The sequence below is a fragment of the Neobacillus sp. KR4-4 genome (genome assembly GCF_042136325.1).
GTDB lineage: Bacteria > Bacillota > Bacilli > Bacillales > Cytobacillaceae > Neobacillus.
This window is the reverse complement of sequence record NZ_JBHHJU010000027.1, coordinates 69,132-80,372: the sequence shown is the minus strand read 5'-3', so window position 1 is coordinate 80,372 and position 11,241 is coordinate 69,132. Positions and strand designations below refer to the sequence as shown.

The 11,241-nt window shown below is 37.6% G+C and carries 11 protein-coding genes; 3 read left to right on the top strand and 8 right to left on the bottom strand.

The annotated features are described in order from the left end of the window. Positions 1-163: 163 nt before the first annotated feature. The gene (locus tag ACE198_RS22220) at positions 164-1,159 is read right to left on the bottom strand and encodes an ROK family transcriptional regulator (RefSeq protein WP_098575513.1); all 996 of its coding nucleotides are present in this window, start codon (positions 1,157-1,159) and stop codon (positions 164-166) included. A gap of 298 nt (positions 1,160-1,457) precedes the next feature. Here ACE198_RS22220 and ACE198_RS22215 point away from each other — a divergent pair, with 298 nt between their 5' ends. Both ACE198_RS22215 and ACE198_RS22210 read left to right on the top strand, forming a co-directional pair. Beyond that, on the top strand, positions 1,458-2,042 hold the full coding sequence (locus ACE198_RS22215) for a helix-turn-helix domain-containing protein (RefSeq protein ID WP_375377069.1): 585 nt from the start codon (positions 1,458-1,460) through the stop codon (positions 2,040-2,042). A gap of 569 nt (positions 2,043-2,611) precedes the next feature. Next, entirely contained in the window at positions 2,612-3,511 is a 900-nt protein-coding gene (locus tag ACE198_RS22210; RefSeq protein WP_375377068.1) for a DMT family transporter, read from the top strand. A gap of 146 nt (positions 3,512-3,657) precedes the next feature. Here ACE198_RS22210 and ACE198_RS22205 read toward each other — a convergent pair whose 3' ends face one another. Further along, positions 3,658-3,783 (bottom strand): YjcZ family sporulation protein, encoded by a 126-nt coding sequence (locus ACE198_RS22205; RefSeq protein WP_375377071.1) that lies wholly within the window; start codon positions 3,781-3,783, stop codon positions 3,658-3,660. A gap of 441 nt (positions 3,784-4,224) precedes the next feature. Here ACE198_RS22205 and ACE198_RS22200 point away from each other — a divergent pair, with 441 nt between their 5' ends. Beyond that, positions 4,225-5,640 carry a PQQ-dependent sugar dehydrogenase gene (locus tag ACE198_RS22200; protein ID WP_251461473.1) on the top strand — a complete coding sequence of 472 codons (1,416 nt, stop codon included), beginning with the start codon at positions 4,225-4,227 and terminating at the stop codon, positions 5,638-5,640. A gap of 146 nt (positions 5,641-5,786) precedes the next feature. Here ACE198_RS22200 and ACE198_RS22195 read toward each other — a convergent pair whose 3' ends face one another. The 6 genes from ACE198_RS22195 to allC all read right to left on the bottom strand — a co-directional run bounded on the left by ACE198_RS22195 (position 5,787) and on the right by allC (position 11,104). Then, positions 5,787-6,710, bottom strand: coding sequence for a bifunctional helix-turn-helix transcriptional regulator/GNAT family N-acetyltransferase (locus ACE198_RS22195; RefSeq protein WP_375377067.1), 924 nt, complete (start codon positions 6,708-6,710; stop codon positions 5,787-5,789). 152 nt (positions 6,711-6,862) lie between these two features. Further along, positions 6,863-7,330 (bottom strand): SRPBCC family protein, encoded by a 468-nt coding sequence (locus ACE198_RS22190; protein ID WP_098575431.1) that lies wholly within the window; start codon positions 7,328-7,330, stop codon positions 6,863-6,865. Positions 7,331-7,428: 98 nt separating this feature from the next. Then, positions 7,429-8,289, bottom strand: coding sequence for an AraC family transcriptional regulator (locus ACE198_RS22185; protein ID WP_098575430.1), 861 nt, complete (start codon positions 8,287-8,289; stop codon positions 7,429-7,431). A gap of 71 nt (positions 8,290-8,360) precedes the next feature. Next, on the bottom strand, positions 8,361-8,600 hold the full coding sequence (locus tag ACE198_RS22180) for a hypothetical protein (protein ID WP_375377066.1): 240 nt from the start codon (positions 8,598-8,600) through the stop codon (positions 8,361-8,363). Positions 8,601-8,604: 4 nt separating this feature from the next. After that, positions 8,605-9,849: a pyridoxal-phosphate-dependent aminotransferase family protein gene (locus ACE198_RS22175; RefSeq protein WP_375377065.1), complete on the bottom strand. Its 1,245-nt coding sequence runs from the start codon at positions 9,847-9,849 to the stop codon at positions 8,605-8,607. A gap of 13 nt (positions 9,850-9,862) precedes the next feature. Next, a complete protein-coding gene (gene allC / locus ACE198_RS22170) occupies positions 9,863-11,104 on the bottom strand; it encodes an allantoate deiminase (RefSeq protein ID WP_251461478.1) in 1,242 nt (413 codons plus the stop codon). Positions 11,105-11,241 lie beyond the last annotated feature (137 nt).

The window sequence follows — 11,241 nt, the reverse complement described above, 5'->3', positions numbered from 1 at the left end:
TCGCCCTTGTTAAAGGGATGTCAAACCATTGGCGTGTTTGTCAAGAGCGATTGCGGGCACCTCCGCTACAAAAAAGAGAGAGGAAATAAACTTCAGGTCACTTTTTCATAGAAGTTTTGACACTACCACATTTTTTCATATGGTATTGATTTTTCTTAACTGCTTATCCGGTAATCATGAGATCAAGCCCCAGACTTTGTAATCCCAATAAATAGTCTTGTTGCCAATCACTCAAGATAAGTTCTGGAAGATGTTCAGATGGGATATACTTTGAACTTTGATCAACAATTTGCTCTAAGGTATTTGCGTTGACTTCATCATCACAGAAAATAAATGTATAAGGATTAATGATAGCTACAAATGAAGCTACTAACCTACTAATGGCGTCAATCTCATAGTCTTCACCTATAAACGCTTTCTTCGTCCTGGTTTCATTTTGCAAAGCCTGGCCAAAATTTTTGTCATCGTACTGTGGAACGAATGAAACCTCTCCTGAAAAATTAGTACTTCCTCGTACCACGACTCCATTTACCATAATTCCAGCACCTGGACCATTATGACCTGAATAGATATAAACAAGAGATTTATCTTTCTTAATCCCCTTACTTTTGTGATATCCAAGCACGGCTGCATTCATATCGTTCTCAATGACAACAGGTATGAAGAAACGATTTTCTAGGTATCCCTTTAAGTCAATGTTCTGAAGATGTTCATACCCTGGTATATAAAAAATCCGTCCCTTATCAACGGAACCTGGTACACCGATGGCTATAGAACTTATCTTCGGATAGCTCCTTAGTATCTCGTCAACACATACAGTTAATAAACTTAAATCTCCAGCAGCTAAGAGACTTGAGGTTTTTCCAACATCCTTCACTTCACCTAAACAGTTAAAGACAATATAATTTGTCTCTGTTCTTTCTAAATAGATAGCCAACCCTAACATATATTCCGGATTATATGTATATCTTTTTGCCCTTCTTCCCCCACTCGAATGATCAAGACCAACTGAAATAAGTTCCCCATCCTTTTCCATTTGGGTTAAGAATTTGCTGATCGTAGGGAAACTAATCCCTAATTTTTCGCTAAGTTCAACTTTTGTTGCATTTCCAAGTTCTAGAAGAGATTTCCGAATACCTCGGAGGATTTCTTTCCCCATCGATTTTGGAGTCGTATTCACAAGAGTCACCACCTCTTAAAATAATCTTATTAAAGAACTTTAATAAGTATTGAACAAAAAACTTATTAAAGTTCTTTAATAAGTTATGTTGATAATATATCATATAAAATTTCCGAAAACAATGGAGTTTATTTAATGTTGGAAACTAGCCTTCCTTCTTTGCAAGTATAGGAAAAAACAAGGAAAAGATACCTATATTAAGTGTAACTCTACGGAACGTTTGTTGTTGACAAACGAATAAACCTCTAAGATGAAAATAGAGCAGGAGGAGACAATGATGGATAATAGTAAAGTTGGAGAGTTAATTTATCATTTGCGAAAGGAAAAAGGACTAACACAGAAACAATTAGCTGATCAAATGAACATTTCTGATCGAACGATTTCAAAATGGGAGCGTGGGTATGGCTGCCCAGATGTAACGCTATTACCAAGCTTATCTACCCTATTGGGAGTAAATATAGAAAATATTTTAGATGGTGAATTATCGTCGAATCAATTTGTAGGGGGAAATATGAAAAAGTCGAATTATTTTGTTTGTCCGTCATGTAATAATATTGTGTTAGCAACTGGAGATATCAGCATATCTTGCTGTGGGAGAAAGATAGAACGATTAGAAGCGAAGAAAGCAACAGTCGAAGAAAAACTATTAATTACAGAAGTTGATCATGAATGGTTTATTTCAAACGACCATCCTATGACAAAAAATCATTATATATCATTTATTGCTGTTGCTACGGGTGATCAAGTTCAGATTATTAAACAGTATCCTGAATGGAGTTTACAAACACGTATCCCAAAACGTAAACATGGCAAACTGTTATGGTATGATACCAAATTTGGTTTATTTTATCAGCTTTTATAAAACAAAACAGGTGATGACTTAAATATTCATATTCGATTATTACAGTTCATTCGTATACAATTTTAGTCAATGTCAAACAAATATTTTTATAAAGTCCATGTTTGTCCATGACCTTTTGAAACAAGCTATCATAATATAAAGTAATCCTTTAACTAAAACATTTACAATACCTCTTACCAATAAAGCGTCTAATTGACGCTTTTTTCTTTTCTGTTGCACTTTATGTAAAGAGACTCATAGTTAAATACCATGCCACAGAAGTGCAATCCTTCACAATCTCTTTTAAAAAAAACATGGGTTGATTACTTTAAGATATTTTAGTAAATTAGTAATGTATAAAAAATGTATAAAGAAGAATTGTTTGGGAACGTCGAAAGGTATATTTATCATCAATGAACAATGCTTCTTAATAACCCCCATACTCGGGATTCGATTTGGGTTGTGTCGGAAAATTAATTCCGTTACTAATTATCGTTGAGTTATCAATGAAAACAGTATAAGAGTAAATCGTTCCCGTCTCTTTTCATAAAGAGGCGGGATATTTTTTTATAGAAAAGGAGAATTTACATATGAAAATGACTAAATCAATGGCAAACGTGCTACTATTGATAGCCTCTGCATTTTGGGGTTCAGGGTTTGTTGTAACGAAAATAGCGCTAGATGCAAATGCGTCTGCAGGACTCATAAATTTTTTCAGAGGCTTTCTCTTTGTTGCTTTGATCCTTATGTTTTTTTATAAAAAGATATTTAAAATGACCATTACGGACTTTAAAATTGGGCTAATTGCCGGATTGCTTAATTTTGGCGGATTTATAACACAGACTATTGGTGTTCAGTATACGACTCCATCCAATAACGCCTTTATTTCAGCAATATATGTAGTAATTATACCTTTCTTTGCCTGGGCTATTTATCAAAAGAAACTCCCAGGAAAAAGCTTTGTTTCCATCGCTCTATGTTTATTTGGAATGACTATATTAACTGGCATATTAAATAAAGAACTAAACATAAATATCGGTGACGTGTATTCTTTTATTTGTGCGTTTTTTTATGCAGCTTCTATTGTTTATCTTGGCTACGGAGCAAGAGCAACTGATGTCAGCATTGTAGCTTTTATGCTTGCGGCTGTACAAGCCACAGGAGGATTGATTTTTTTCTTGTTCGTTGAGGATAGCCAGCTTACTCATATCAATTGGTCTGTTGCATTAGTGCCATTGTTATATATGGGAATCATATGTTCGTTTGTTGGTCAAACTGTGCAGGTTTTAGCTCAAAAGCATACTTCCGCAACATCTGCTGGATTAATCATGATGCTTGAAGGGGTTTTTGGAAGTATTTTTTCAGTAGTGTATGGATTTGAATCATTTACAGTTCAGTTAGTTGTTGGGGGAATGCTTATTATGATTTCTATTATTCTTATGGAAGTGGATTTCAAGCAGATGGTGATCAAGAGCAAAAGAACTGCTTAGAAACATCAGGGTTCATAAAATATGAATTTTAAGTCATCATCATTATATTCATCACATAATGATTAACGAGTCTATTAACACAATAATCATCATAAATAAATGCTCAGGGTGTATAAACTCTGAGCATTAATATTTATATACATCTTTTAACAGAAACAAACTGCACCAACAATGATTAATAAAATAAACAACACTACAATGAGAATAAAATCATCGCATCTACGTGCAGGAAAACAACCTGCATAAACAGGAGCTCCACAGGAGTAAGGCAATGTAGGTTGGGGTAGGGCATTAGTAATCGGTAGCGCATTAGTAATCGGTAAGGCATTAGTAATCGGTAGCGCATTAGTAATCGGTAAGGCATTAGTAATCGGAAAGGCATTGTTCATTTTTTTCACTTCCTTTCGAAAATGTATAAAGAGTAAGAATTACCTTACACTTTATAATACACTCTGAGAGGAAATTGGAGCCCGTCTATACTATATATGGGCGTGACCTTGGTGACGATCCACTAAGATCCTACAAAATTAAAAATTCACTTCATCTTTTAATTCTTGAACGGCATTTCGTCCTCCCTAGAATCATATCTTATTCCAGAATTAATACAATGTATGTGTGATGCTTTGTTAGTTTCACTGGAACTTATTTGAGACTAATAGAACAGTTTTAATCATATTCTTATAAGAAAACCATACGAAAGGGTGTAAATTTGATTGAAAAAAGTCAAGGTTCGTTTAGTGCCCATTGTTAGTAAGTTAAATTTACCCACAGTTTTGAAAACAACTGTCCTTCCAGGTGACTCTATTGAACGATTATTCATTGCAACCCAGGTTGGAGAAATCTTTTACATAGGAAATGGAGTGATAAGGACTTTTTTAGACATTCGCCCACAGATCATAAAACTAGGCAGTTCTGGCGGCGGATATGATGAACGTGGATTATTGGGGCTGGCGTTTCATCCTGAATTTTATCATAACGGACTTTTTTATCTTCATTATTCAGCAGCCGGTTCACAAGGTCCCGGTGCCCTTTCGGGAGGTTTTACCCCTGACCCTTGTGATCCCAAAACTTTAAACTTAAGATGGATAAATAGAGAAAACCAGTATGATCATATTGATACGGTGGAGGAATGGATTCTACCATCGAATGGTCAACCTCAAAAACGACGGACATTACTCAACATAAGAAGACCATTTTTAAATCATAATGGGTTCAATAGCTTAAACTTTTCCCCTGAAACAGGGAAACTTATATTAACCACTGGAGATGGTGGTTCAGGCTATGATCCCTTTAATTTAAGTCAGGATGATATGGAAATAGCTGGTAAAATTATTGAAATTGACGTAGATAAGAATACATTTATCACTAACCCACCAGTTGTCACACGTTTTCATGAACTACCCCCATCTATTCATGAAACGCTTACGGTATTGGCCAAAGGAGTTCGCAATATACCAGGGATTTCATTTCAAAGGTTAAATAATCAATATATCAAGTATGTGGGAAATGTGGGACAAGATTTGGTAGAGTCGATTTTTTCATTCGTTCCCTATAAACCAATACCAGTTACTCAGGTTGTTCAATCTTCCTTAATGAAAACTGAACTTGACCAAGAAGGATTTATTAATTTTGGCTGGCGAGGCTGGGAAGGTGCTTTTCCTACTTCAATTAAAAGGGACTGCTCTGCTAATCCGGCTTTGGATGAGAAAACCATCGCTTATTTCAATGAAGCAGTTACCACTTCAGTGAAACGTATTCAGCCGCTAACTAGTTATTATCATAAAGATCAAAGGCCCGATAAGTTTGGAGGAACGGCACTTACAGGGGTGCAAGCCTTTATGGGGAATGGAATCCCTGAATTAACAGGAAGCGTTGTGTTTACCGATCTTGCCCGGAAAGAAGAATCTCAATCGGCGGTTAGAGGAGTTTTAGCTTATACGAGGGTCAGAACGGATGGTAAACTAAATGATTATAGCGTGATCGAAACCGATTATAATTTTGGGTCACAATCCGCTTATTTTGTTGGTTTGGGAACGAATCTGCATCAAACCAGACTTTATCTAGGGGTTTATGGTTCTATGAAAGTGACCGACTTTAACCAAGGTACTATTTTTGAAATTATTTCTTAAATTCATACGGTTCAATAACTTCCCATGAAGGAGGAGCAATGCAAAATTAATAAGATCCATTTCTTAACCCGAGAAAACCTGAGACAGAAAAAAGTCTCAGGTTCTTTTAGGTCCTTTCATTACTCTTACAAGCTTTATTAGGCACTTCATTTGGTTAGTTCTAGGTCCCATCGCTCTTCTACTAATTTCGCTCCAGTCCATTCATAATTATGTTTTTCCTCTGTTTTTCTAAAATTATATTTTTGATATAGACATAGAGCAGTCTCTAAAATACTTACTGTCCATAGGAAAACATGTTTGTATCCTTGTTTTTTACAGAAATCGATGGCAGTCTCGACTAGATTCTTACCTATACCTATCCCTTGATAATTCTCATCCAAAATAAACCATCTTAATTGGGCAACATTATCATTGGCTTTCGTAATTGCAATCGAACCTGCAATTTTACCATCTACTTCAGCAATCCACAATTCTCCCCCATCGGCATTAATCATAAATTCTGTTAAGCCCTTCATCACGTAATATTCAAACACGGGTCCGAACTTATAAGTATTTCCGTATAAGGTTCCATGAAGGTGTGCTATGAAACCAACATCTCCAGGTTGAAAAGTTCGAATGTTTACCTCTGATTGAGATGGACAATCTTTAATGAAAATAGATTCTATGGTTTCCATGGAACTGATCAGCTTGGTCAAATCACGATTAGATATTTCTTGAATCATTTTTCCAACTTCACGATTTGCATTTTCAACTAAGTCATTAAAAATTTCTCTCCCACTTTCTGTGAGATAAAGTAAGTATTGTCGTTTATCGTCTGTTGCTTGCTTTTTAACTATAATTTTATCTTCCTCAAATTTTTGTAGGATTCTACTCATTTGCCCACGGTCTATACCAAGATTTTCTCTAACCTCTGTTGCAGTACAACCATTACTAAAATTGATTTCAGTAATCACACGTGCTTCAGTTAACGGAAAAGGTTTATTATAAATTTCTTGGTCAATTTTACCTAGAACATTTGCATAATAGCGATTAAATTTACGAATTTTTTCTACATATTGATGTTTTTCCATCCATCTACCACCTTCATATTGAGAATATTTAACAATAAAAATATCATACAAGCATTAGTTGATTTAGTCAACTAACTGATATTTATCACATTGAAAGGTGCAAATCATACATCACTATAAATAATAAAAGGCAAGTGACTGTCCAACCCCAGTCACCTGCTTTTTCGTTTCAAATAATAAAGAGTTCTTTTGATTTCTTTTTCAACTTTTTGAAAAAAAGTTTCCATATTCTTGTTAGCACCGCTCTCTAAAAAACGCTGACCTGCTAAGGCAATTGCCCCGGTAACTTCTGCCTCAGCTTGACAGTGCAAGCTAGCCTCCCGGTTGAAGTCTTTTATATACAGATCGGCTTTTCCCGCGATATCACCGATATTACCTGTACCTTTCACATGCAGCCGATACAAGGAAGCGGACTTCTTCTCCTCAAGCCGAATCTCAAGAGTAAAGAGATCTTGAATCGGACCCATCTTGAACTCCAATTCCGCTCGGTATACACCCTTAGAAATTTCAATAAAAGACTTACACCCTGGGATGGCGCTCCTTAGAACTTTTTCATCCTTTATATACTTCCAGACAATGTGCCTTGGCAATCCGAATGTGTACTCGTGCTCAACTTTCAAAGTTACCCCTCCTTCGACCATAAATAAAAAATTGCAATCATTTATTTATATTCAAAGAAGGTCAGGATTGTTAAAAAATTATCATCCTAGATGATCGCTTACTTTTTCTTTACTGCCACCCAAATTTCACTATAGACATTATCCGATGTACCTTTGTACTTTGTAAAAGAAATTCCAGGTAACTCTACTAGTTCATAATCTGAAGAAGGCAGCCATTCAGAATAAATTTTGGCGGTGGTTTCTTGAAGTACAGCAGGAAATGGTCCTTGATTAGGGAAAATTGCCCATAAACTTTCTTCAATTGTAATTTGCTCTAAATCATCGAATGGATTCTCTTTTGTTGTTGCAAAACCAATCATATGAGTTAAATATCCTTTTTCCTCCAGGTAGCTATCATCAAAATCAAAGGACACATTTAAGACTTGATGAGGATATAAATCAGCTAATTGATGCATTTCATTTCTTTGTTGTTCGGTAATAGACTGCGCCAGTTCTATGATAGCTTTATTTTCACCCTCAAATTGAATGGGCACTCTTTTGGATACACCTACAATATTAAATGGCTCTTTCTTTTCAATTTTGAACTCCATAGATTTTCCTCCTTTTATATCTATATAGAATGAAAATTTGGGAAATGACTTTTGAATTTTGTTTTTAGTTACTTCTGAAGGTAAAAAACCACTCCATTCACGAAAGGCTCTTGAAAATCCTTCGATTGATTGATAGCCATATTTATAGGCAATACCTGTCACTTTGGCTCCGTTAATTAATTCAACATTCGCAACCGATAATCTCCTATTTTTGATATACTCATTTAATGACATTCCAGCCATATACGAAAACATTCTTTTAAAATGATAATCAGATAGTCCTACAATCTTCGATATATCTTTTCCAGAGATTTCTTCCGTTAAATGTGTTTCAATGTAATCCATTAAATGATTGAATTCTTGTAACATCCATTTCCCTCCTTTACAAGTACATATTATCGTTAAAATTTAAAATTCACTTGATATTTTTTAAACGGAATTTATCGGAACGCATCTTCCATAATTACTATAGTTACAATTATGCTTGGTTTAACACTAGGCTGTGTTAAAATTGTCTGTTGATTTCCGTTCCAGGCACTTCGCTTTCCGCGGGCGTGCCGGGGAGCCTCCTCGGCGCTTTTAGCGCCTGCGGGGTCTCCCCTGCCCCGTACTCCCGCAGGAGTCTTCGTGCCCTCCACTCCAATCAACAGAGTGCAAAAATCAACATTAATCTTTAACACAGCCTTACACTAAAATATGATTCTCTACAGCATAGACATCAAGTGCAGCTTGTAATGCTTGTCCACGATTTACATTTACTCCATGACGAATCAACACTGCTTCTAATCCACCAAGAACTGACAATACATTTTCCTTTCGGCAGCTATACCCCATTGTTCCAATTCTCCAGATTTTTCCGTGGAGTGGTCCAAAGGAGGATGCTATTTCTATACTAAAGGCATCAAGCAGCATTTTTCGGACGGATTCTCCGTCCACCCCGCTTGGAATTTCGACGCAGGTGACACAAGGCAGTTTATGCTCAGCATCCCCAAATAGCTGCAATCCCATTGCCTCTAGCCCTGCAACTAACGCGGTTTCGTGATACTTATGGCGTTCAAATCGCTGCCCAAGTCCCTCCTCTAACACTAATCGAAGCCCCTCGTATAGAGCATAAATCATCGAAGTGGCCTCGGTATGATGGTTGAGTCTTCTTGGGCCCCAATAATCCTGGAGCATGCTTAAATCAAAATAGTTGCTCGCTATCGGATGACTGCTTCGCGAATAGCGAAAATCCTCCTCTGTCGCGATCCCGCGTTCGACCTTTTTACGGGCCGCAAGAATAGTTTCAATTCGTTCATTAAAGGTAATTGGTGCCATCCCAGATGGAACGGATAAGCATTTTTGCGTACCGCCAATTAAACCGTCAATACACCATTCATCGGTTTTTACATCAACACCACCGATGGAAGCGACCGCATCCACAACGAGTAACACGTCCTGTTCACGGCATGCTTGCCCAATCTCTTTCAGGGGCTGCATTCGACCAGTTGATGTCTCGCCATGAACAATCGCTAGTATTTTCGGCGCAACCCGCTCCATTTCATCAATGACTGTTTGCGGATCAAATACTTCTCCCCACGGACATTCCATTGTATACACTTCTGCACCATATCTTTCACAGATTTCCACTAACAAATGTCCGAATCTCCCAAAAATCGGCACAAGTACCCGGTCTCCTGGTTCGATGATGCTGCAAAGGATTGCTTCATTTCCGGAACGGGACGTGCCATCGATGGGAAAAGCCCAGCGATTCTTCGTTTGGAAAACTTGGCGAAGCATTTCCATAACTTGGTTCATAATGTCAGTAAAAGCTGGATCGAATTGCCCTAAAATAGGTGTGCTCATCGCACGCAATACTCGAGGGTCAACTTCCACGGGCCCTGGGGTCATTATCGTTCTCATTGGTGTGTGCAACTCAGAAAAAGCCATCTCTATCCACTCCCTAATATGCTAGTTTATATAAAACTTCAGTTAATAGATCAATTCCTGTTTCTAAATCTTCCAAACTCGTAAATTCTTTTGGTGAATGGCTGATTCCCTTTTGACTCGGGACAAATATTAAAGATGTGGCGCATTTCGTACCGAATACTTGTGCATCATGACCTGCACCCGATATCATGTCTTGATAACGGTAGTTCTTCCGCTCTGCGATTTCGCGAGTCCACTCACACATCTCTCCGTCCATCTTAACTGGCTGTACATCCATCCATTGGGAAATCGTCACTTCGATTTGTAAGCTTTCAGCAGATCGTTTAAATTCCGTGAAGATCTCATTGCAATATTGATCAATCACCTCTTCCTGATGATGGCGGATATCCAGGCTAAACTCTACCTCACCAGCGACCACATTCGGCACATTCGGTTTTACCTGTAATCTTCCCACCGTTGCCACTAATTGCGGGTAGATCGCTTTCGCTTTTTCCGTTAAAAAAGAAATAAACTGGGAAGCGGTAGTAACCGCATCCTTCCGATAGGACATCGGGGTCGTCCCTGCGTGGTTACTTTCTCCCTTTATCTGAATGGTATAACGGCGTTGTCCGACAATATGAGTGACGATTCCCACTTGTTTCTGATTTTTCTCAAGGACCATCCCTTGTTCAATATGAACCTCAACAAAGCGTTCCACATCATTACGAACGGGAGATGAATACTTTTCAGGATCAAATCCTGCCTTTTTCATCGCTTCTAAAAATGGAATTCCTGCTGAGTCTTTCACCTCTTTTACCCGGTCAAGGGTGTACGTACCACAGATATTTCTTGATCCCCAAAAGGTAAGGGGAAAACGACTCCCTTCTTCTTCACTCAGAGAGACCACTTCGATCGTTTTCTTAGGGTACCCATATGCTTGAAAGAGCCTCCTTACCGCTATGAAACTGGCAAGAATTCCATAAGCACCATCGAATTTCCCGCCATCGATGACCGTATCAACATGAGAGCCGGTTAAGATTGTCTTCCCATGTAAATCAGTCCCTGGTAATCGTCCAAATAAATTCCCGACACTGTCAAAGTACGTATGCAGTTTTGATTGTTCCATTATATTTTTTAATGCCAGCTGCGCCTCTAGCCAGGATGGAGAATACAAAAGTCTTGTTACTCCCCCGTTTTCTGTTTCTCCAATCGAAGCAAGCCATTCAATCATGGCTCCCACCTGACCTTTATCCAAGTTGTCTACTTGAATGTCCATTCACTTCACCCCTCACCATAAATACTTATATTCCTAGTTTACAATCATTAAAAATGAACATCATTAGAGGAAACGTAAAAATTATTGTATTTTTTTATGCAAATTAACTAAACCATGCTAAAATAAATGAAATATTT